25 protein-coding genes and 1 riboswitch are annotated in these 23,315 nt (G+C 42.1%); of the genes, 1 reads left to right on the forward strand and 24 read right to left on the reverse strand.

Annotation, left to right across the window (positions count from 1 at the left end; genetic code table 11):
- Positions 1–10: 10 nt before the first annotated feature.
- The 13 genes from AC25CA_RS10785 to AC25CA_RS10845 all read right to left on the reverse strand — a co-directional run bounded on the left by AC25CA_RS10785 (position 11) and on the right by AC25CA_RS10845 (position 12,774).
- A complete protein-coding gene (locus tag AC25CA_RS10785; RefSeq protein ID WP_486813829.1) occupies positions 11–1,273 on the reverse strand; it encodes an HlyD family secretion protein in 1,263 nt (420 codons plus the stop codon).
- Entirely contained in the window at positions 1,266–2,306 is a 1,041-nt protein-coding gene (locus tag AC25CA_RS10790) for an ABC transporter permease (protein WP_486813830.1), read from the reverse strand. The genes AC25CA_RS10785 and AC25CA_RS10790 overlap by 8 nt, the downstream gene beginning before the upstream one ends.
- Positions 2,303–3,583, reverse strand: coding sequence for an efflux RND transporter periplasmic adaptor subunit (locus tag AC25CA_RS10795; protein ID WP_486813831.1), 1,281 nt, complete (start codon positions 3,581–3,583; stop codon positions 2,303–2,305). The genes AC25CA_RS10790 and AC25CA_RS10795 overlap by 4 nt, the downstream gene beginning before the upstream one ends.
- Positions 3,584–4,399, reverse strand: a complete 816-nt coding sequence (locus tag AC25CA_RS10800) for a carbohydrate ABC transporter permease (RefSeq protein ID WP_486813832.1) — start codon at positions 4,397–4,399, stop codon at positions 3,584–3,586. It lies immediately after the preceding gene.
- Positions 4,396–5,229 carry a carbohydrate ABC transporter permease gene (locus AC25CA_RS10805; RefSeq protein WP_486813833.1) on the reverse strand — a complete coding sequence of 278 codons (834 nt, stop codon included), beginning with the start codon at positions 5,227–5,229 and terminating at the stop codon, positions 4,396–4,398. The genes AC25CA_RS10800 and AC25CA_RS10805 overlap by 4 nt, the downstream gene beginning before the upstream one ends.
- A 177-nt stretch (positions 5,230–5,406) precedes the next feature.
- Positions 5,407–6,219, reverse strand: a complete 813-nt coding sequence (locus AC25CA_RS10810) for an alpha/beta fold hydrolase (RefSeq protein ID WP_486813834.1) — start codon at positions 6,217–6,219, stop codon at positions 5,407–5,409.
- Between the two features lie 10 nt (positions 6,220–6,229).
- A complete protein-coding gene (locus AC25CA_RS10815) occupies positions 6,230–7,252 on the reverse strand; it encodes a DUF7973 family transport facilitator (protein WP_486813835.1) in 1,023 nt (340 codons plus the stop codon).
- Positions 7,253–7,360: 108 nt separating this feature from the next.
- The gene (locus tag AC25CA_RS10820) at positions 7,361–8,500 is read right to left on the reverse strand and encodes a glycerate kinase family protein (protein ID WP_486813836.1); all 1,140 of its coding nucleotides are present in this window, start codon (positions 8,498–8,500) and stop codon (positions 7,361–7,363) included.
- A 95-nt stretch (positions 8,501–8,595) separates the two neighbouring features.
- Positions 8,596–9,768, reverse strand: coding sequence for a CdaR family transcriptional regulator (locus tag AC25CA_RS10825; RefSeq protein WP_486813837.1), 1,173 nt, complete (start codon positions 9,766–9,768; stop codon positions 8,596–8,598).
- 56 nt (positions 9,769–9,824) lie between these two features.
- Positions 9,825–10,856 carry an NAD-dependent epimerase/dehydratase family protein gene (locus tag AC25CA_RS10830; protein WP_486813838.1) on the reverse strand — a complete coding sequence of 344 codons (1,032 nt, stop codon included), beginning with the start codon at positions 10,854–10,856 and terminating at the stop codon, positions 9,825–9,827.
- A gap of 125 nt (positions 10,857–10,981) precedes the next feature.
- Positions 10,982–11,512, reverse strand: a complete 531-nt coding sequence (locus tag AC25CA_RS10835) for a dihydrofolate reductase family protein (RefSeq protein ID WP_486813839.1) — start codon at positions 11,510–11,512, stop codon at positions 10,982–10,984.
- Between the two features lie 45 nt (positions 11,513–11,557).
- Positions 11,558–12,214 (reverse strand): NAD(P)H-dependent oxidoreductase, encoded by a 657-nt coding sequence (locus AC25CA_RS10840; RefSeq protein ID WP_486816600.1) that lies wholly within the window; start codon positions 12,212–12,214, stop codon positions 11,558–11,560.
- Positions 12,215–12,219: 5 nt separating this feature from the next.
- Positions 12,220–12,774: a flavodoxin family protein gene (locus AC25CA_RS10845; protein WP_486813840.1), complete on the reverse strand. Its 555-nt coding sequence runs from the start codon at positions 12,772–12,774 to the stop codon at positions 12,220–12,222.
- Between the two features lie 138 nt (positions 12,775–12,912).
- Between AC25CA_RS10845 and AC25CA_RS10850 the strand changes: the two genes are divergently transcribed.
- Positions 12,913–13,098: a hypothetical protein gene (locus tag AC25CA_RS10850; RefSeq protein WP_486813841.1), complete on the forward strand. Its 186-nt coding sequence runs from the start codon at positions 12,913–12,915 to the stop codon at positions 13,096–13,098.
- A gap of 61 nt (positions 13,099–13,159) precedes the next feature.
- On the opposite strand, the gene AC25CA_RS10855 is transcribed toward AC25CA_RS10850, so the two are convergent.
- From AC25CA_RS10855 to AC25CA_RS10905, 11 genes are all read right to left on the reverse strand, one after another.
- The gene (locus AC25CA_RS10855; RefSeq protein WP_486813842.1) at positions 13,160–13,918 is read right to left on the reverse strand and encodes an ABC transporter ATP-binding protein; all 759 of its coding nucleotides are present in this window, start codon (positions 13,916–13,918) and stop codon (positions 13,160–13,162) included.
- On the reverse strand, positions 13,905–14,747 hold the full coding sequence (locus AC25CA_RS10860; RefSeq protein WP_486813843.1) for an ABC transporter permease: 843 nt from the start codon (positions 14,745–14,747) through the stop codon (positions 13,905–13,907). Before AC25CA_RS10860 ends, AC25CA_RS10855 begins: the two co-directional genes overlap by 14 nt.
- A gap of 24 nt (positions 14,748–14,771) precedes the next feature.
- A complete protein-coding gene (locus tag AC25CA_RS10865; RefSeq protein WP_486813844.1) occupies positions 14,772–15,746 on the reverse strand; it encodes an ABC transporter substrate-binding protein in 975 nt (324 codons plus the stop codon).
- 406 nt (positions 15,747–16,152) lie between these two features.
- Positions 16,153–17,010, reverse strand: coding sequence for an AraC family transcriptional regulator (locus tag AC25CA_RS10870; protein WP_486813845.1), 858 nt, complete (start codon positions 17,008–17,010; stop codon positions 16,153–16,155).
- Between the two features lie 75 nt (positions 17,011–17,085).
- Entirely contained in the window at positions 17,086–17,865 is a 780-nt protein-coding gene (locus tag AC25CA_RS10875; protein WP_486813846.1) for a GNAT family N-acetyltransferase, read from the reverse strand.
- Between the two features lie 220 nt (positions 17,866–18,085).
- A complete protein-coding gene (locus tag AC25CA_RS10880) occupies positions 18,086–18,208 on the reverse strand; it encodes a hypothetical protein (protein ID WP_486813847.1) in 123 nt (40 codons plus the stop codon).
- 221 nt (positions 18,209–18,429) lie between these two features.
- Positions 18,430–19,734 (reverse strand): branched-chain amino acid transport system II carrier protein, encoded by a 1,305-nt coding sequence (brnQ, locus tag AC25CA_RS10885; protein WP_486813848.1) that lies wholly within the window; start codon positions 19,732–19,734, stop codon positions 18,430–18,432.
- Between the two features lie 191 nt (positions 19,735–19,925).
- Positions 19,926–20,471, reverse strand: coding sequence for a phosphoribosyltransferase family protein (locus tag AC25CA_RS10890; protein WP_486813849.1), 546 nt, complete (start codon positions 20,469–20,471; stop codon positions 19,926–19,928).
- A gap of 12 nt (positions 20,472–20,483) precedes the next feature.
- On the reverse strand, positions 20,484–21,530 hold the full coding sequence (locus tag AC25CA_RS10895) for an NCS2 family permease (RefSeq protein WP_486813850.1): 1,047 nt from the start codon (positions 21,528–21,530) through the stop codon (positions 20,484–20,486).
- Positions 21,531–21,660: 130 nt separating this feature from the next.
- Positions 21,661–21,762: riboswitch (purine riboswitch) on the reverse strand.
- 129 nt (positions 21,763–21,891) lie between these two features.
- Positions 21,892–22,200 (reverse strand): hypothetical protein, encoded by a 309-nt coding sequence (locus tag AC25CA_RS10900; protein ID WP_486813851.1) that lies wholly within the window; start codon positions 22,198–22,200, stop codon positions 21,892–21,894.
- Positions 22,201–22,276: 76 nt separating this feature from the next.
- The gene (locus AC25CA_RS10905; RefSeq protein ID WP_486813852.1) at positions 22,277–23,260 is read right to left on the reverse strand and encodes a YeiH family protein; all 984 of its coding nucleotides are present in this window, start codon (positions 23,258–23,260) and stop codon (positions 22,277–22,279) included.
- Positions 23,261–23,315: the final 55 nt, after the last annotated feature.

Below are 23,315 nucleotides of genomic sequence, written 5' to 3' on the forward strand. Positions count from 1 at the left end.
TCAAGTCCTCCTATTGATTGATGTAGACCTTGGTTCCCGACTCTAAATTATCTGCATTCAAGACAACAAAACCCTGCAAAGGTAAGGTAATTACTCGTTCATCGCCGACCAAAACCATGCGAATCCCTACCTCTTGAATAAAAAATTCATCCCCTAGAATCCCATGTTCCTGTCTAATAATCTTCACTGTTCCTGTTCCACGATCCGTAAATCCACTAGGGGCAGATATCAATGATTTTGGAATGGTTACCGTACCTAGATATCGCTGTTGGCGCTCAATGATTGTGTCATAACTTTGACCCAATCGAATATCATCGGCAAAGGCTTTGTTAAAGATTGATTCGAAAACGACCGTCCCGTGATCCGTCTGGTAAATATTATCCGTATAGGTCTTTAAAAGGCCATAGGGCGTACGTATATGCACAAGAAGGGAATCTCCCACCCATTGATAATCCGTCAAACTAATTTCAGTTACCAATTTCACAGATTGATAATCCCTTACATCCGCGATTTTCATAATCGGATCCATTGCCTGCACCTGAGAATTGATTTCGGCTGCTTCCATTACGATTCCTGTCACCGCTGAATGAATCCAACCATCTTCATCAATCTCTATGGCACATCGTTCTTCCATCTCCATCAGTTTTTCCGTCAGATCCTGAATGGTCTCTTGAATCATCAATGATTCTTCCTGATTCCATTCCTGTCGATTTTTCTGAGTCAAAAGTGCTTGCGCCCAAAGACTTTTCAGTTCATCATCTTGGATCTTCCAGTCGTACCATTCTTGTTTCCCAATCATGCCCAGCTCATAAAGGCCCTGAATCACACCAGATTTCTCATCTTCCGCCAACCAATCACGCCAAGCTTGATCCACCAGATGATCCCCTTGGGAAACTTGGAGATTCAGTTCTCTCAGTTGATTTTTTAAACTCTCTATTTGAGCCAAAATCAGTTCGTTGGAGCCTTGATCTTCAGAATTGGCTCGTTGACGTACACGAACTAGCGGATCTCCAATCTCTACTCTTGTCCCTTTCTTTGCTGCCACCTCAATCACCTCAAGCGTTTTCAAGCACGTAAGAGACTCCATAGCCAAGGGTTCAATTCTTCCCTTTTGTTTGGTCATTCGTTTGATTCCCATATTTCCGATTGCCGCGACATTCACATTGGGCAAAAGAAACGGTTTTACGCTCTCGGAAAAGAAACCCATCCCAAAAATGACGATAAAAAATGCAACCATGAATCGAAAGAGAAGGCGCATTATTTTTTTATCCATGACGTCTCTCCCTTCTGATCAAGATGATCTGCGTAAAAAAGAATACAAGAATCCCAATACACCACATGCCCATGACGTCAATTTGAAAGTCACTGAATCCATGGCGAAAATTCAAAGAAACTTGTTTCACTCCTTCAGTCAAACGTTCGCGATAAGCAAGTAAAGAAAAGAAATTTGAAGGTCTCAATGACATGGGAATCGCTATCAATGAAACCATGAAATAGACAAAGCCACCGTAAATGAAAACAAGCCCCAGCTTGCGTATAATTTGATAAAAGGGTCTACGATTTTCTTTGATGTATTGTAGCAAGGTTTTCAATCGATGGGTTTGCCGATAATTGCGAATAAAGTTACGCGATTCTGTCCCCATGGCTTTCGCCACTTTGTATAAGCTATGACCCACAAAGACTGCCGCGATCAAGAAGACAAGATTCATGAAGGACCATCTCCAATGGCGATGATTCACCACATAAAGAACACTCATATCAAATCGACGAAATTCTTGCCTCAATCGAGAAATAAAGGCCTCTTCAAAGGACTCGTTCGGGATTCGATACAACAAGGTTTTCCGATCCCAATCAATTTCTTTTTCTCTCTCTTCATCAAATGGAATCATAATGGTTTGACTGTTCGATTCGATGCCGACAACTTCATAGCTATCCCCTCGAAAATTCATTTCTTCTCCAATAATATCGTGATGATGGAAGTATTGATCAACCAACTCTTCTCCCAATACAATTGCATTTTGATCGGATTCCATGAGCCATCGTCCTCGGCCAGGTCCATCTTTATTGAAAAAGCGATCATTCCCAGACGACATCACCAATCGATAAGCAGATGTTTCCTTCTCAAGGTGAACACTTGGCAAAATCCCTGTGTACTCCGATTGAATCCATGCTAAGGTTTCTTGCCCCACAAAACCATACAGTTCCATTTCTACCATCTCTATAGGTGCTTGAGCCGGAATGATCCATGCAAAAAAACAGAGCAAGATACAAAAAATGACTACGCTTACTTTCCATGGTTTGATCATGGCAGTACCCTCGCACCCTGATAGATCTTATAACCGGGATTTGTAATAATTACGACAGTATCCAAATCAACCAGATCGCTTTCAATTTGCACCAATACTTCCCGATCCCCAATTGCTTTTGTTTTGACGCGCAGCTGTCGCACAAAATATTGATTATAAAACGTTCCCTCCACTTTTTCCAAATAATAAATACTCACCATTTCACCTTCATGAAAGTCTTCCTCAACAATGGCTGAAAATGGAATCGCATAGGTGTCTTCCTCTGTTAAAACGGTCTCTATTCTTCCCGTATAGGTCGTGCCAATCGCAAATTTCCCCTCGGGCTCTTCCACCAATTCCATTGTGACCTCGACCAAGCCTTCTTCAACCAGCTGACTGATCTCCGTGATTTCTAAATGGAAGGGACGATTTTCCGTGTCGGTATCAATTTGAAGTTGCATGCCAATATCCATATACTCCAGGTCTTCTACTGCAACCAAACCAATCATTTCGAGGCGTCGAAAATCATCGATCATGGCTAGTTCCAAGACCGATTGCTTTGAAGGGATCCGTTCATTTTCTGCATTCTTATTCAATATAAATCCAGATTGCTGTGAATATGCGTTGCCCTCTTCATCTAAATAAAATCCAGCAACCAGTGTATCCACAATCTCCAGTTCATTGCGGATCTGATCCAGCTCACTTCGCAGAACTTCCATTCTTGTGGTTCGATTTTCTTCGTTTAGCTCTTGTTCTTCTTCTGCAAGCTTTATCCTTTGCCATTGAGCTTCTCTCTCACTTCTTGCTGCAATTAACTCCTGCTCTGATACCAGCCCCAGAGCAAATAACTCTTCTTTTTCCTTAAGCTGACTCGTCTTCTTCTCGAGTGCTTGAGCAAGCTGATTCAACTCAATTCTCAATGCTCCTTCAGCTGCAATCAACCGATCCATTTCCAATATAATTTCTCTTTCTCGCAGTTTCCAAGAGGAAGCTTGTTCATTCACATTCTTTGGAATCCCCATCTCTTTTGACAATTGAAACAAGGGAATGTTTCTACCCACACTGCGTCCTTTCTTCACAAAGTACTCCGACACCACAACCGGTTGATCAAAGGAAAATCGAAGAATATCCAAGGGCTGCAGATAGGCATCGATCATAATTGTTCGTACAATTTTTCTTGTCTTTAATTCCTGTGTTTCTGCATGAGGCAATTGATAATTCAATACGCTAGGCACAAAAAATACGCCCACCACGCCTAAAATAACGAGTATAGGTAGTGCTTTCCGCCATCGCTTCATCTATTTGCTCCCCCCAATTACCAGTCCTTCTGACAGGTATTTTTCGCCCTTGATAAAAATAATGACCGCCGGAATAATAAACAAGGTTGCAGCCGCATAAAAAACGTCAAAATCCCCCTCGTAAATCATCCGCAGAAATACAGACAAAGGCTGATTTTCTGGTGTGTCAATAAAAACAAGAGCTTGATCAACAATATTCCAATTATCGATAAAGGTCAAAATCACCAAGGCAAAAATTGCTGGTTTTAATAATGGCAAAACAACTTTCGTCAAAATTCTCAGATGTCCAGCTCCATCTATTTTCGCAGCTTCAATGATTTCCTTGGGTAGGTCCCGCATAAATTGCCTTAGCAAAAAGATGCCAAAGGTAGAGAATACACCGGGTAGAATGAGTGCCAGATGCGTGTCCAAAATGGTCAGATTCAATGTTCGTTCAAAGGCTTCAAAAACCAAATAATTGGGAACCAAGGTAACCTGATAAGGCAAGAGAATGATTAAAATGTAAAGAATCAAAACAAAATCACTGCCTGGAAAACGAAGTTTTGCCAATGCATAGGCAGCGCAAATTCCCAAAACAATCTGTCCGACCAAGATCGTAGCTGTAATTTTGACGGAACTTAAAAAATATCGAAAATATGCTGCTTTATCTGTTATCAACGTATAATATTGCTGCAGATTAAATTCCTGTGGAATCCAATGCAAGCCATCTGCCGCCAATTCAGCCGGCGTCATAAAACTATTCAATATGGTATAGAAAATCGGTAGGGCGTAGACCACAGAAAGCAGCACAACACCAATCCATAACACTTTTTTCATTGTCTTTCCCCCACTTTCTTGGCGTAGTTACGATCAACCAAAAACAACAAGTACACAACCACCAACACCCCGATCGTAAATACATAAGCCGCAGAAGTCAATTCTGCATACTGCAAGGACTGGAATTTATTTGTCATGAAATGTTGAAGCAAATAGACACGCGGGTTTGGATAAGGTCCCTGCAAAATGTATATGTCCTTAAACACCTTAAATGAATTAATAATTGACAAAACCGTAACAAAAACGGTTGTAGGTGTGCAGAGTGGCATATAAATATGTTGCACTTTTTCCCAATAATTCACACCATCAATTTCAGAGCTTTCAATTATGCTTTTATCGATCCTAAGTAATCCTGCAAGATAAAGAATTAAATTATAACCCGTATTCCTCCAAATAAAGAGAACAATCAAGACCCACATGGCCTTATCTGAATTCAATAAATTGTCTACACCATTGCCAAAGAGGTCATTGAAGAATCCCGCTACCGTACCCGAAGGAATAAACATGGGTAAAATAATAAATAGTTTCACAAAACCTGGCGTCGGTATCTCATATAAAATCAATGCCAAAAGAAATGAAATCACCAAGATAAGAGGAATGGCGATCCCCATAAAGAATAGGGTATTCTTTACAGCCAATCGAAATGCCTCATTTTGAAAAAGAAGAATATAATTGCTAAATCCGACAAAAGTTGAATCAAGACTGCTGTTTTGAAAAGATAGCTTGATACCGATCAGATAGGGAATTAAAAATAAAACCAAAAAGCCCAAAAAACTAGGAAGAATAAACCAAATCCCAATCAATCCTACCTTTTCTTTTGTTTTTTTCATATAGTTTCCTCCAATAAACAAAATAGTGATTTTATCTATGTCATTCCCATCATAGCAAATAATTACAATTTCCGAAAGCCTATCCTTTTTTCCTACAAAAAAGCTCCCTTCGCAGAAGACAGTTCACTGTTTCACTGTCTTCTGCGAAGGGAGCTTATCTTTTAATGGAAGTTCTCTCTACGCTTGGCGAATAAATTCCGCAACTACTTGATTGAATTTTTCTGCTTCTTCCCAGAAGAGCATATGACCCGAGTTTTCGAAGAACTCAACTCTTCCATTCTGAACATTTTCAGCGACATAGGCACTGCCTTCCCAATCGAAAATGTTGCTATTCTTGGCTACCAAGGCTAGCGTTGGAATTTCAATTTGAGGCAGGTAATCACGCCAATCCAGATTGGTATGATCTCTCATAATCTCAATTTTTACTTTTGCTGGACACTTCATAATTTCATCTGCCAAGAATTTTACATCTGCATCAGACGGCGTATTGAAATGGCAGGCATGAATCGTTCCTTCTGCATTGGCTCGCTCAGCGTAGGTCAAGTCTGCACACAATCTCACAAAGGCTTCCACGTCATAACATCCATTTTGTCCCCATTGCCAGTCGGGGCCAATGTATTGTGCCGGAGATTGATCAACAGAGATCAATTTTTTTACACGTTCCGTACCAAATAGTTCAAGATACGACCATAAAACCGATGCCCCCATAGACCAACCCAATGCCGTTACATTTTGCAAATTTAAGTGCTCCAATAACTCATCAATGTCTTTAGCATATCTTGCAATGCGATATCCATGGCTGGGTTTTTCAGATTCCCCATGTCCCCGTAAATCCATCCGAATCACTTGAAACTCTTGAGCCAACACGTTTGCATTCTTATCAAAAAAACGTGTTGAACATGACCATCCCGGAATCATCAATAAAGGTTTCCCCTCACCTTGTACATCATAGTAAATTGCCACCTTGTCCTTGGTTTGAAATGTACTCATTTTCTCCTCCTTAATCCACTTGACTAATTTTTCTGACACTTTTTTCATGCGTTTCTTGTTTCAAAATAACAACTAAACACCCAACCAATACGACACCGATCACAGCGACTGAATTGGTTAAATTCATTGCTGGAAAAACAGTTAATAACAACAGCGAGGTTACCGCGATCCCCATAGATGGTGGATCGACATGAACATCCGAGCCATATAGCAAAAATGCTTGTGCCAAAAAATCAGCAGCGAAAGCAGCAATAATCGCTCCGGTTATTCCCCAAACAATACTGCCACCACTTGCAACAACAGCATAGGATGCGCACAAAGTCATATGGTGTGTAACAGGAATTGCAAAGCCGTTGATCAACCACAACAAAGATGCCGCTGACATGAAGAAGCCTACAAATGCTGCAACACCAGCAGTCTCAGGATTTTGCAGCATGATATATGTAATATAGGCGGATGCCCCACCAAGGGAACATGCTACCAGTAATTTCTCCACACCCGTACTCAAGTAGGGAAGCCACTGAATGGGTGACCTTGAAGAAAATCGTCCACCAGCTTCTTTAATCTCTTTCGGTGTAGATCCATAGATGCCACTGAGACCTAATTCTCCAAACAAAATTTTCGCAACAATCGCAGTGATCACAATTGTAAATGCAAGCGAGTCAAACTTCCCTGGAAACAGGGTTGCAAGTAGGTCATTTAATAAATAACCCGCACTCCCAAATATGCCACCAACCAAAATAACCGATGGTTTCTTGATACTTAGCAAAGGTGTTACAATATCTTTCCCTGACTCAAGACCACCAATTTTTTTTGCGTAGGCCGCTGCTGCTACTCCCCCTACAAAAGCAACATGTGGACCAAAGATGGGTCCGAGTGCTACAATGCCGATCCAATCAAATGTAGATCCACTAATCGTTGCAATCACCCCTGCCAATCCAACAAAACCAACAACAATGAATGTTGTGATAGGCCCAAATATCGCCCCGATCATACCCCCAAAAACTGAAAATAATAAGTTCATACTATTCATTACATCCTCCTCTTCTTCCCACAAGAATTGTTGTCGGCCAAACAGTCCAACCCTTGATTTTTCATAGAAGCCTATGTCGACATATGTTAACGTGATCACAATTCTAACTTAATTCGAGAATGCTTGTAGCATTCGAATCACCCTTTCAACGGTATCTGCCAGCAATGCTTGAGAATTTTCCATCGCTTCCTCAAGATCCATGGGTCCATTCACGATACTAAAGACACTGCTTAGTCCTTCCTCGTATAAATGCTCAATCCCTGTTCCAATCGCTCCAACAATCGCGATTACTGGTATTTCTTTTTCCTTGCAAAGTTTGGCAATCCCCATTGGTAATTTCCCACGCAAGGTTTGCGCATTCATCTGCCCCTCACCTGTAATGACCAAATCAAATCCTTGGTCAATTCGCTTGTCCAATTCGATGGTATCTCGAATAATTTCAAATCCCATTTTGAGTTCCGCTTGTAAGAACGCTGATAAACCTGCTCCCAAACCACCTGCTGCTCCCGCACCCTTCAAGTCAGACACTTCAAGTTTTAAATCTCTTTGGATGCATGCCGCGAAATTTTCAAGTGCTTGATCCATGAGTTTCACCATAGTTGGATCTGCCCCTTTTTGGGGACCATATACCGCTGCTGCGCCATTCAATCCAGTCAAAGGATTGTCCACATCACAAGCGACTTCAACAAGTAACTTTTCCAAACGTGGGTCTGCCTGATTCGTTTTGATCAAATGAAGAGACAACAGCCCCTTGGCACCCCAAGCAATTTGATTTCCATCCTGGTCTAACAACTCAAATCCCAAGGCTTGCATCAAGCCAGCACCGCCATCATTGGTGGCGCTACCGCCGATTCCCATAATCAAACGGCTACACCCTTCATCCAAGACCTTAAGAATCAGCTCTCCCGTTCCATAGGTCGTTGCTTTCATCGGATTGCGTTGATCGAGTGGTACTAGCGGCAGTCCTGATGCACTGGCCATTTCAATCACTGCCGTTACACCATCGCCCAACACGCCGTAAAACGCTTCAACTGGCTCTCCAAGGGGGCCAGTTACCCACATTTTTTTCATCGTCCCTCCGGTATTGAGAACCAGAGATTCCACAGTTCCTTCACCACCGTCCGCCATGGGAAGCGCAACCACTTCTGCTTCTGGCTCCAATCCTCGAATCGCTAATTCTGCTATTCTGCAAAACTCAACTGCCGTAAGGCTCCCTTTAAAGGAGTCTGGCGCAAGTAAAATTTTCATAGTATTCACCTCATTTATAATTGTATAACAAAAATCAGCCCAATTCTTTAGGCTGATTTTCAAAAAAACGCTCTCTTATTGTGCTAATAGCACAATTATCGACTTGAGTACCAAACTATCAACTGCAACAACATCCGTCCTCTTTCATCATGCAAGGGATCCCATGGAAGAGCGTGTCGAATTTTATTGACACGAAACTGAATGGTGTTTCGATGAAGGTACATGGCCTTGGCCGTCTCCGTTAAATTCATATTATGTTGAATCAATACTCTGGCCGTTTCCATTAATTCTGGAGATTCTTGCAAGGTATCAACCTGTTCGCCTAAAAAATGAACAATCCTTTTTTCTGGAATCTCTTCAAATAATAGCTCCAGAAAAAAATCTTCTGCCAACCAGATCCCCTCAAGACTTTGCTTCTTCTGCCTAACCAGACGCATCATTTGCTTGGCCTCACGATAACTTTCCTTTAATTCCAGTGGCTGATTGTGATATGAGCCAACTCCGATAAAAAGTCGCAAACCAAATTTTTGATTTAATTTCCGGCAAAAATGTTGAGCATAGCTTTGAAACCATTCTAGGGTATCCTTGCGATCACCTGGAACAAAAGATTTTAAAACAATAAATTGATCCAGTTCCGCATGCCCGATGATGTCTTGAGAAGCGCTGTAATGAGAATTCATAATTTCTTCTAACATGGTGTCTTTAATACGATCCATGGTATATAGAGGATTGCGATTAAGAACTTCCCGCGAATTCAGTATACGAAATAAGACGGCACGCCGCGGCATATTCAAATCAAAGCCCAATTGTTCGCCCCAGACTTCCACTTCCCGCCAACCCAATTCTCCTTCAAATTCCAATACCTGATTAACAAACAAAGTATGTTGATGATGTTTTGCATAAAGTCGTTCTTTAAAAAATTCTTGCTCCAACATCAACTCCATAACCATTTTCACAATTCGCGCAGGCTTTTCAATTTCATCAGGTTTGCCAGTGATTCCAATTACACCGCCAACTTTCCCATCGTAATAAAAGGGCATATTAATCCCCGCCTTAACCCCTTCAACCTGTCGAGCCTCCTCCTCTGTGATCACGATGCGGCTTTCCTTCCGAATCACATCGGCTGCAATCGAATGAAAGGTGCCCAATCGTTTCTTTGATCCGCTTGCAATAATCTCACCAGATTCATTCATCACATTAATATTATGTCCCAAGTTTTTCATGATTTGATCCGCTATTTTTTGAGCAAGTTCCTGACTTAGTAGCATGCCGCACCTCCTTTCTTCCCATCCTACCATTCTTGACGGCGAAAAAAAAGAACTCATCATTTTGAGTCCTTTTTTGCCACCGATTTGAAAAATCGTTTTGCTACGGATGAAGCCATTTCTTTTCTTGCCTTCCATGGTGCTGAACGTTTCACTAGTTCTGATACGATAATTCGCTGAAATATACGGGAGAAAAAGCGTTGTGGAGGCGGCACTTTCTCCTCCATTCTTGCATATAAGTCACGAATACAGTCTCGTTGAAAGTGAAGTATTGATTCCAACTCGTTTGAATCCGCATAATATCCACAATGAAAATTCCGCTCTGCAAAGGCTTTTTCTGGGACCAAAGAAAAATCGATCCCCATCCTTTCAAAATTTTCACGCAAAAACTCACGATAGGTCGCTCGACAGCATGGCCCTCCCCCAAGATTAAAGATGCCTTGTGCCAATTCCTCTTGGTGATCCAAGGCTTGTACCATGGCATAAGCCGTATCCCGAGTAGATGTCACCTCAATTTCTGTATCCAATGGCATATGAAAAAACAAAGGATCCAATTTTCGATTTTCACTCATAATCGCTGATAGGCGGAATATTGTCCAATTTAGTCGGCTCTTCTGAATCAAATTTTCCGCATCAATTTTAGTTTGTGCGTAAATATCTAATTCGCTGGGAAGTAATGGATCGTTCACTCGAATCCAATGATTATCCAAACGATCTCCATAAATTGCAACCGATGATGCAAACAAAAAGAATCCCTTATGATTTTCTTTCACGAGAACATCCACCAAATTCTTTGTCCCTTCAACATTTACCCGATGCGCCAGTTCTGGCTCCTCATCTGATAGTGGAGGAAGAATTGCCGCTAAATGAATCACCGCCTGACAATCCTTTACCGCTTTTTGAATTTGATCTTTTTTTGTGATATCCCCCCAAGCAAATTCAATTTGCTTGGAATATCGCTTTAGCCTGCGCTTTGAAAACCGATCGGGCAAACTAAAGACCCGAACCAGATAATTGGTTTTATTCAAGAGCATTTCGATTACTTTCAATCCAATTTCACCACTAGCCCCTGTCACCAATACACGTTTCATTTTCTCACCTCCACTTTAGAAATCAATAATAAACGAGTGTTCATTATTGATTTACCCTTATTCCTTCCGATTTAAACGAAAACAGGCCCTCAAAGGAGAACCTGCTAGACCTATTCAACCACCACTTACCGATCAAAAATATATCTAAGTTGCACAATCCCATGGGGATAAACCACCGTTCCTTTCAATTTCCACAAGCTCTCGGAAATCCCAGGTATAAAGAGGGGAATGCCATTTCCAAGAACAATTGGCAGTATGGTAATCAGCAATTCATCTACAGCGTCTGCAACTAAAAAACCCGCAATAATCGTAGCGCCACCCATCAGCCATAGGTTCTCGTTTTCCCTTTGCCTCAACGATTCAACAAAGTCAGCAATGGAAACCTTCATATATTCCACATTGCCATGGGATTCTTCATTTTCATGAGAGAAAACATAGCAAGGCCGATTCCCGAAAGGATAAGCTTGTCCTTTTAGAAATTGCTCATAAGTACTGTTGCCAACTACAATTCCGTCTATCGTTGATAAAAATTCATAGTATCCATAATCTTCTTGTTCGCCAATGGCTGGCAACCAATCCACATTTCCATCTTCTCGCGCAATGTATCCATCTAAACTCATAGCGATATAACAAGTGACTTTCCCTCGTTCTTTCATATGGAAGCTCCTTTCAATTCGGTTTACTTCCTATATACCCGAAAGCTAGCCTTTATACGGCTGCACCCAGAGATCACGCACTCCGTTCTTTCTGGCAATCTGTTTCGAGCGATGGTTCAGATAGAAGGCAAGAGGACGATACAAGAGCCGAGGGATCTGTACCCTCATTTCTGAATAAATTTCATCACGAAACTCCTCGTTATTGAGAAGATCTTCCATCATCATCGAAAAAGCGTGGGTAATCGCTACTCCTCTTTTCCCTAACTCTTCCATGGGAATTCCGTCAAGAATAGCACCCCCTCCGTAGCCAATTCCGCCAGCCCATTCCCGTTTCATTTTTTTTGCAAATATTTCGCATGCACCCAAAATCGGGTCTAATAATCGCTCATCAGGAAACCCACACTGGGCTACAGCAAAAAACTTGGCCCCAGCTTTCACATGGATATCCTGCTTGATGCATTCCTCCATAAACCACAGGACTGGATAGGGCAAATAATCGACATACAAGGGGGTTACCAATCCCAAGTAATCTACGTCTTCCATCTTCTTCACCACTTCCGCAAGTTTTTGCGGAGAATTGAAAAAATCAAATATATGGTTAATCTCAACCTCTATACCACGGTTTATGGCTTGTTTTTCGATGGCTTGGGCAAACCGATACGATGTCTTCTCACGCCTTGGGCTTCCATTCAACAAAAGCATTTTTTTCACGCCGTTACCTCCTCAATCATTTCCTGAATTAAGGTCTGAATGGTATGTATCTCAAGCTTTGGACAAAACACATGATGTGAAAAAGCTGGACACATCATGTTTAATGCATTGCGTTCCACCAGCAACTCAAAATTGACGGCCTCTTCGCCATCACATTGCCTATAGGTTCCAAGTCCCATTAATCGCTTATTTCCATATCTGGTAGGATGCAAGAGATGGTCACCTCTCACTTGATAAAGGGGCAAGCACATGGTCATCAATCGATCTACCGCTTTTTTCAAGGCAGCACTATATCCGCCAAATTGAATGGGGGTAAAAAAGATCATCACATCACAATTGGCCAAGGAAGGTAAAATCTGCTCCATCTCATCCTTTAAAACACAAGTTCCCGGGGTTTTTGTTCCGCAGGATCCACAAGACCGACAGGGCATAATCTCCATGTCCGACAAGAAAAATGACTCAACCTCCCAGTTTTGCGCTTCCAACTCTTTTAGAAGAATTTCTCCCAGCTGAATTTTCACTGAATGTCCATCAAGAATCACTGCTCGCACCTCTTCGCTCCTCCTTCTTTTTATTCCAATTTTGCCTCTACTTTTATTCTATCGGATTAAGAGGAAAATGGAAGTGTTTTTCTGTGTCTGGGTATCTATATATTGATAATCATTCTTTTGTTTAGAAAGGAGAGCGACATGACACGCTATCGTGTCCACAAAGTCAACTTGAAAAAGAAAATTGAGCCGGATGAATTAGAAAGCTATTTAAATGGATTAGAAGGAAAGATCATTTCCATCGTTCCAAATATCACCCCACGCATGCACCCCATGGGTGCCACCGCTCGATATGACTATCTCTTAATTGTTGTTGAGCTGACATAAAAAAAACCCCTTGCAAGACAATGCCTTCATTGTCCCTTGCAAGGGGTTCTATCATTCCTAGTTATAGAACCGGAAGATAGAATTTCGCCAACAAGTCTTCCATCGTGAATTGAGCTCTTGCTTTTTCTTTCAGATCTTCAATAATTTGTCCTTCTCGCATCATAATCAATCGATTGCCATAGGTGAGGGCATCCTTCAAATTATGGGTCACCATGATGGTCATAATGCCCTTCTCAGCGACCAGGGCTTGGGTCTTGTCCAAAATGAGATTCGCTGTCTTGGGATCCAAGGCTGCTGTATGTTCATCCAGCAAAAGCAATTGAGGTGTTTTCATGGTAGCCATTACCAAGGCAACGGTTTGACGCTGACCGCCTGACAGTTCCTCCATGGGCGTATCTAATTTGTTTTCCAATCCCAAACCCAAATCTTTTAATAGCTCACCATACCGCTCTCTTGCCGATTTCTCGATGGCGAATCGAAGGCTAACACGCTCGCCCTTGCGATCTGCCAAGGCCATATTCTCCAAAAGCGTCATGCTACCGACAGTGCCTGCGGCAGGATCCTGATAGACCTTGCCAATTCTTGCTTTTTTCAAGTGGGACGCCATTGATAAGATAGATTGATTCTCCAGTAAAACATCCCCGTCATCCGGCATCATATCTCCGACTATCATTTTAAATAAAGATGACTTACCCGCTCCATTATTCCCTACCATGGTCACAAATTCGTTTTTTTGAATGGATAAATCCAATCCAGAAAAAAGAACTTGTGGACCTTGTGCCGTTTGAAAGGTTTTATGAATTTCTCTAAACTCGAGCATATTTACCACCCACTTTCTTTTCCAAAATCAAAATAAACAAGAGGATAAAAGCCGTTACCAATTTCAAATCGCTCGGCTCCAATCCATAATGAAGGGCCGTCGCTAAAATCACCCGATAAACAAAGCTTCCCACAAGGGCAATTGTTGTGATGGCAACAAAGCCAAATCGCTTAAACAGACTCTCGCCAAGAATAATTGAAGCCAATCCCGTTACCAATGTACCGATGCCCATGCTGATATCTGCAAAGCCTTGATACTGAGACATCATCGCACCAGACATGGCAACAAGGCTATTTGCCAGTCCCAATCCGACAATTTTATAATTGCCTGGATCGATGCCAAGACCTTCCACAACCCGCGAATTATCCCCAAGGGCTCGAAGCACAAAACCCGCATGGGTTTTAAGAAATAAGTCCACCATCAGTTTTACCAGCAAAGTAATTACAATAATCTTTACCAGGCTACCCTCTTTGGATGCAAATAAGTGATTGACCGAAAACAAGGGTATATTGGGTTTCCCCATAATGCGAAGATTAATGCTATATAAGCCAATCATCACAAGAATCCCCGCTAATATGCCGTCGACTTTCCCCTTTGCATGAATCAGCCCTGTCACTGATCCTGCTACAAAGCCCGCTGCCAATGCGGCCAAGATCGCCGTAATCGCCGAACCACCGTTCACCAATACGCTTGCCGAGACTGCCGCCCCTGTAGCAAAGCTACCATCTACCGTAAGATCCGGAAAGTTCAAGATCCGAAAGCTGATTAAAATTCCGATTGCCATAATGCCAAATATCAAACCCTGTTCCAATAATGATAGAAAATCCATACCTGCACCCCGCTTCGCTGTCCCTTATTCTTCGAGTCGTCCCTCTAGCTCCTCAGGCAATGTGATACCAAAGAATGCCAAGGCTTCTTTATTTACCGTAAATGCCGTATTCTGAGTCGTTTCAAATGGGATTTCATCTACATTTGCACCCGCTAATATTCGCGCTAGCATTTTACCAGTTTGAAGGCCGACTTCATAATCACTGGCATTGTCCATGGCAACCGCCCCTTGATCGACAAAGGCTTGAACCGTTCCAATAATCGGCACACCCGCTTCATTTGCCTTTTGAACAACAACAGGGAAAGCTGAAGCGACCATATTATCCTGTACGGAATATAACATATCCACCTTTGGCAACAATTGATCCAATGCAAGACCAACCTCATTGGTTGAAGTGATCACGGCTACTTCCATCTTATATCCCAATTCCTCAGCCTTTTTCTTCGCCCTTTCCATCAAGAACACCGAATTTGCTTCCGCCGTATTGTAGATCATGCCTATGGTTTTCACTTCCGGCAGCAGGGTTTTGAATAGATCAAATTGCGACTCAATCGGGGTCAAATTGCTAACCCCCGTCATCCCTGGTCCAATCAGCCCTGCGCCTTCAGGATCCGTTACTGCAGAAAAGACAACTGGAATTCCTTCTATCACGTTTTTCATGGCTTGTGCACTTGGTGTTGTTATTGCAACTATGACATCTTTTTTCTGTGACTGGAATTCCTGTGCAATCATTTGTGTGTTTTCAATGGCACCCTGGGCATTTTGAAAATCAATATGTATTTCCTGTCCGTCACGATACCCTTCCACTTCCAACTGATCAATAATTCCTTGTCGAATTTCATCAAGTGATGGGTGTTCAACGATCTGCGTGATCCCAATTTCAATCGGCTTTACAGCTTCATCCCCGGTCGCTTCAGCCTTTACACATCCTGCAAGAAGCCCAACCACAATCAACAAACTCATCCCTACTCCAATTCGTTTCACCATTTGCTTTTTCATCCTCTTCATCCTCCCATAAGTAAATGCATTCAGTCTCTACTCTTGCTCGAGCCTGACCATCTTCGTTTTAGTGACATATTAGCTGATTGGTTCATTTTGCTACATGTTGAACGTCGATTATTCATCAGTAATAAAAAAAGAGCCTACCCCTACGGATAGACTCATGATCTACAGCTACACTTATTTCAAGCATAAAAAAACCCGTACGCGAGGTACAGGTTCAAATTGACATTATCTAAAAATCGATTAAACGGCAAACAAACGAACCTGACCCATGTTATCAGCTTTTTTTGTGAGTTCATTCATTTGCCAACGCCAATTCATCATAGTCATTTTCATTGTTCCGCCTCCTTTAAATTTATTATCGCTAGTATATCGATATTTCCAGATTTCGTCAAGAGATATTTTACATTTTCTTAATAGGTATCCAAATTTCACAAGCATATTCTTCTGCAGACGTATCGCCCAATGGGTAAATTTCAAGCTCTGGCGCATTTGCATGTTCGTATCCTGTTGATGGAAACCATTCAGAAAAAATTCGATCCCAAACACCTTGAATGGACTTTGGCAAGGGACCCCTTGCTTCAAAAACAGCCCAGGTTTGTGCTGGAATTTCCCGAATTTTCAATCCTGCATCGCTTGTTTCATTTCTCTCAACAGCGATCATATACGTGAATGCCGATTGTTCTTCATCTAAATCAGCACAAATTCCAAGAAAACCCATCTTACCCGCCCCTTTAGTCATCTCTTTACCTTGAGGGTTATCCCAGATTTCATTCCAAAATTTCGGAATTTCGACATAGTTTTTCCCGTCCACCGTTGATATTCGACGCTCGACCCCCATCACAGTGAATGCTCCCTTTTCTTCAATTCGATACTTCATAATCGATTCTCCTTTAATCTGAATTTGAAAGGACATACGTGGTATTGCTTTTAATTGCACGCCCGACTTTTTCGCTTCGGATGGGGTAATGCCATGAAATTTGATAAATGCTTTTGAAAAAGATTCCGGTGTCTGATATCCATAACGAAATGCAACGTCAATCACCTTCTTCTTTCCCTGTTGCAGTTCTTGCGCCGCTAAAGTCAGTCTCCTCTTCCTCACATATTCCGCGACCGTTACACCCGTTACCATATGAAATAATCGTTGGTAATGAAACTTGGATGTCAAGGTTTGTCTTGCAGCTTCTTCAATGTCTATTTCACCATCCATATTCGCTTCTAAGTATGCAATGCTATCATTTAACTGCTGTAAAAAATTCATACCATGCCCCTTTCATCCTTATTATAGTTTCTGAGTATAAAATTTTCCGGTCATTATTTGCTTTCATCAAACTGATTAAAAACGAATTTTCACCATGCGATGCGTTGCCATCATCCCCGCCTTTTCTAAGGTCTTCCTCGATCCGATATTTGAAAATTCACAGGCTGCATTCGCTTGCAGTCCCCGTTCTTTCGCTTTGACAAGTAAATTGGTAACCACATAAGTCGCAATCCCCCTCTTTCGAAAGTTAGGATGGGTCACCATACCCAGATCCGCAAATCCCGGAATCTTTTCATCCACTCTCAATTCGCCGGTTCCAATAATTTTCCCCTTCGTTTTCACAACAAATAATCCTCTATTTTCCCGTAAACTCGCATAGTAACCAACAAAAGGCTCCCTAGAAATTGTTTGGCATATCTCCATTTCTTCTTCCGTAGCCTCTTCAAATACACACCCTTGCAGAGGTGGATCTACTTTTACGCTTTTCTCCCGACTTTCAAACAGGTATGATTCAATCGCAATCGACTCTTGAAATTCCAAACACAATGACAAAAACAATGGCTGGCGCGTAGAAACTAAGGCTGATTTCACAGTTTCTTCAAACAGCATTTGCCACATCCATGCTTGCGCCATGGGCATGAATTCCTCATCCATCCACCATTGAACCAATTCGCCATCATCCGTAATAAAGCAAGATCCCAAGCTTTGAGCACCTAGTTTAATTTCATAGCCCTTCGCTTTCCCCAGAATCACATTTCGAAAGAAATCATCAATGGTATGTCCAATTCTCGTGTAATACGCGAGTTTCACCTTCTCTGATTGTTCTACATCCAATGCAAGCAATCGAAACTTCATCCTTTCATCCCCTCTCTCATGTCTTCCATTATAACCCAAAAGCCGCAGTTCTGTGGCTTCAGTCTTCCCACCCATATGCGCCGGCAAACTCCACAAATTGCACCGATAAGAGTTCACTTTCCGAAAATGTGTCATCCCCCAATCGAGTAATCAACATCAGTTTTTGTATAACCCTCGTGCCGATTGGCAGGAGAAGTTTCCGCCCCGCTCAATTGCTCCATCAAGGCATAAGGCTTGCTAGCTCTAACACCTTATGGTCCTTGTGCAGATCTAGTTGGATCGTCATCTGAAGCACCAAGCTTGGCTGTGAAATGGTTTGTCCAAATCCAATGGGCAAGGGCACATCCTATTCTGCACGGTCATGCAGGGCTTTTGGAAGAAATATACGGCGATCCAAAGCCATAAAAAAATCTACCATCTTCGTTTCTTCGTCTAAAAGCGTACCCATAAAATCAACCGCTCTCTATGATTTTCATACCCATTCACTCACTTACCTTCAAACAAAAAAGAGGAACCAAATCGGTCCCTCAAACTCATTACTATTCATAGAAATGCATGCTTGCATCATTTTTTTTGCATTGCCTTGACCACTAAGCCAATAGCCATCCCAAAGAAAGCAGGAAAAACCCACCCCAAGCCTTTTTCGTAAAGCGGAAGTTTGGCCATCATTTGAGAGAATTTCCCAAGCTCAATTCCACTCTGCCCCAAGGCATCAGTGAAGCTGACAATACCTGTGAGAAGTACCGTGAAGCGATAGGTAAATGTATGGCCTTGAATCACTCGATCCGCTAATCCCAAAAGAATCAAGATGATTGCAATCGGATACATGGCCAGCAAAACAGGAATGGAAACCACTAAAATTTTGGTTAAGCCCATATTAGCCAAAAGCATGCTGATCAAGGTGATCACACCGACCCACACTCCATAGGACAGTGGTGTGTGCTCAGAGAAATATTGGCTGCAAGCAGCTGTTAGCCCGACACTTGTCGAGATACATGCCAAGGTAAAAATAACAGCCAGAAGGATAGCGCCTGGAAATCCATACATCGCTGTCACCACATAGGTAAGGGTTTGAGCACCATTCTCCGCAAATCCAAATTCAGATCCGCCCATGGCTCCCAAATGAGCCAACATGGCGTATATTATAAATAGAAATCCACCCGCAATGACTCCCGCTTGAATGGTTCCCGACACAATTGCCTTTTCATCTTTAATGCCCTTAGCACGAATTGAAACGGCAATAATGACACCAAAAACCAATGCCGCCAAAGTATCCAGTGTTAAATATCCATCCAGAAAACCCTGCACAAAAGGTGCTTCTTTATAAGCGCCAATCGCTGTACCATAGCTGCCAATCGGATTGAAAAAAGCACCGCCAAACATAATGAAAATCAAGATCAAAAGAATCGGCGTCAAAACTTTGCCCATCCGATCAACAAGATCTCCCGGTGAAAGCGAGAGCCAGAAATTAAGAGCAAAAAATACTATTGTATAAATCCCCATGGCAAATGTAAGCGAAATTCCTTCTGCTAAATAGGGAGCAACCGCCATCTCAAATGGCAAGCTTCCCGCACGAGGTATAGCCAAAAATGGGCCAATCGCTAAATAGATGCTCACAATAAAAATTCCTGCAAACCAGGGATGTACTCGGCTGGCCAATTGTGACAATCCCCCGGACTTGGCTACCGCAACTACCCCAAGAATTGGAAATCCAACTGCGGTAATTGCAAAAGCACCCATGGCAATCCAGGTTTGTTCCCCGGCCAACTGCCCTAAAAATGGCGGAAAAATTAAATTCCCTGCTCCAAAAAACATCGAAAATAACATAAGTCCTACTAAAAACACATCTTTCTTTGTCAATCTATCCAATGGTGTCCCCCTAATAAAGTTCATTAAAATGCCGCCCAATTCTAAAGGACGGCACCAAGATTCACTATATAAGCTTGTGCTCTTTCTGTCAATTCCTATTTAAGGGTCCCACGGCAAAATTTCATCATATCAGACTATTCACTTTTTCATAAACAAAAAGACTGCTCAAGCAGTCCTTTTCATCCATTCATTTATTTGATTGGAAAGAGCGGCAATTTCTCAAGAAATAAAATATCTTTTCGCTCTGCCGCATCACCTTCAGCTAAAATTGCCGCCTTGACAACAATTTGGCCGCCTGCTTTTTTCACCAACTCTTCTACTGCACGAAGGGATTCACCCGTGCTGATCACATCATCAATAATCGCTACACGCTTTCCCTGAACCAATGCAACATCATTGCCATCCAAGCATAGCATTTGCTTTTCATTGGTTGTAATGGATTCTACTTCATTAACCAATGGCTTATCCATGTAGGCTTTGATGCTCTTGCGCGCTACAATATAGTTCTTCATGCCCAAGATTTTTGATACCTCAAACACCAAAGGAATTCCTTTTGCTTCCGCAGTAACAAGCACATCAACCTCTGGCAACCGCTCCGCCAATACTTTCGCGGATGCGCATACCAATTCTGTATCTCCCAAAATCACAAAACTTGCAATTGCTAAAGAATCGCTAATTTGAATAATCGGCAACTTTCTCGATAGTCCTGCGACTTGAAGTTCGTAAGTTTTCTTCATTTCTCGTCCTCTCTATGCCCCAATAAATAATTTCATAAGCAAGCCAGCCAGCATACCTAAAAATGGATCCGTCACCGCTGTAACCGCCATGGTCACGCCCCCAATCAAAGATCCATCACCCGATAAAGCCATTGCTGCATTGATCGGAACCGTTACAATCGCCCCCAATACAAACAAGAATCCCGCTATCGATTCACTCGGGATATACTTGCCCAGTTTTGGCAACAACCCACTTACTAAAATTGCAGCCATCACAAACATCATGGCAACTCCCGCCCATACCGGATGCGGTGCGCTTCCCGTTGCTGAGATAATTGATTCTACCGGACCACCGCCAAATAAGGAGGAAGCCATATCTGCAAAGCTACTAATTACCGCCAAATGATCGATATTTACATCGGTATTAGCAATGGCACCTGTGATATTTCCAAAAGCAATGTTTGCCCCAATATTCAAACATACCATAGCCATTGCACCCCGTAGAATATCAGGAGTCACTTGTATTTTTTGCAAGACAAACTTTTCTCTCTCCACTTTTAATTCAGTTTTATCTTTGTTCAAAACAACATAAACGATACTGGATGCTATGACAGAAACCGAAATCGTATAAACCAAATCTTTTGTCATCATATAGACAATAAATGCTGAACCCATGGAAGTAATCCCTACCAAATGACTCTTTCTAGTCATCTCGACAGATACTTTCACCAGCATAATTCCAACACCCGCCATCATCCCGCTCGTAATTACTGGACCAATAAAATCAACAATATCTTCCAAAAACCCAAAAATCCCAATAAGCGCCATAATCGCAGCCCCAATAAAGATCATCGATAAGCGCTCTCTCATATTCTTGCCCATGGTACCCGCTAAAGTAATTGTTTCTGCTTGAAATGAAATTGGAGCAACTGAACCCACAATCGCATTACCAACACCCCCAACTACAAAGGCTAAAGCCGTAGGCACCGTTGCAAAACCAAATGACAGTGCCAATAATCCCTGCGGCAATCCATTTAAAATCACACTAAAGATCGCCAATACATCTTTCCATAAATCCATTCTGTCCATCCTCTCTTGTCCTTAGTTTGCCCTTGAAAATAAAAAAGCTGATAACCGGAGAGATTATCAGCTTAATAAAAAGCAAATACACAAAACAAGCCTATAGCAACAGAACTTCTGTCCGCTACAAGAAAGGATGTTTTCTCACCATAGTAGGATCATTTTAGGTGATCCTGTAGAAACTCCCTGACCATATTACAAGGATTATACAGCTCTATAAATTTTCTGGAACAAGTTGTATGCTACCATAGATCCGAGCATTTAACAACCAATAATTTACAAAGAATCTTCCTCCCTTTCGATGTCCCCTCTACAAATGGACTGAAATCAAAAAAAGATGCGAGTTTAAAACTCGCATCCATTACTCTTCTTCATTCTCCCATAAGCGTTTCAACTTCACATAGTTTTCCTCAAAAGCAAGGGTAAAAGTTTTCTTATCCTTGGTCTTTCTATTAAAAAACTCGAGAATATACCTGTGATGTTCTCGCTTTACCTCACCGAACTCATACCGATCATTCATTGCCTTTAAGATCCCTAGTTCAGTCGATTCATATTCATGTTCCATTTCTCTTCGTTCTTCCGTGTAATGCTTCTTAGCCTTTTCCCTTAAAGTATTCTTTGTTTTTAGATGAAAACTTGAGCTGTTCGCATTACCTGATTGTGGGGTCATTCGATCACTCCTTTTCATTCATGTACACTGATTCTATACCCGCAAAAATTTCTCTAACACGAATTATACCCAGAATTTACAGCCAAGCCGTGATTATCAAATAACTTCCAAGGGAAAGGATACCAAATATTACAATTCCTGCAATTCCAGCATGTGCACCTCTTTTTACAAGGCTTTTACCGTCAACCATAAGCCCCATAGCCGTCATCGCCATTAAGATCAGCCAATTGCTCATTTGCCCGAAAAAGCCAACCATTGACCCAGGCAAAACACCCATCGTATTGATGATCCCCGCCAAAATAAAATAGAGCACATAAAAAGGAAATCCTGCTCTCTTTGATTTTCCATCCTCTTTTCTATAGAGAAAACTTAAACCAAGTGATACCGGCACTAACATCAGGACCCGCGCCATCTTAACAAGTGTTCCAATCTCACCGGCTTGGTCGCCCATGGCAAATGCAGCGGCTATGGCATGGGCGACCCCATGCAAGGATAGTCCCGACCAAACACCATACTGCACCGGTGTAATCGAATCATTAGCAACTGCAATTGCAGAATAGATCAAGACGCCAATAGCCCCTAGAAAACTCACAACGGAAACCGCCAGCACTGAATCCTCTTCCTCGGCATCAATACAGGGTGCCATGGCAACCACTGCTGACGCGCCACAAATACAAGACCCGACACCAAGTAAAGTTGCCAAACGAGGCGGCAGTTTCAACATCTTCCCCACAAGCCATGACAGCATCAGTGCAGTCGCAACATAAGTAACCACAAGAATGATAATCTTGGGTCCCAATGCCCAAAGGACTTGCAAGTTCAACTTAAATCCAAGCAATACAATACCAATCTTCAATAATTTCTTTAAGGCGAAATTTACACCGGCTAGCAGATTCTGCTGGGTCCCGATTAGATTGTTGTACAGAATCCCGAGTATAATGGCAATTGTCAGTGCTTCCATCTGCAGAAACGGTTCCACCCATAAACTGAGCTCTTTTGCAAAAATAGAAAGCGTCAAGACGAATAAAAGTCCCACGGCTGCATGATTCCATTTCTTCATTTCGTCACCTCATCTCCTTAAGATGAAGTCAGTATACCACTCGTGTCATATCATG

Source organism: Gottschalkiaceae bacterium SANA (genome assembly GCA_036323355.1).
Classification (GTDB): Bacteria; Bacillota; Clostridia; order Tissierellales; family GPF-1; genus GPF-1.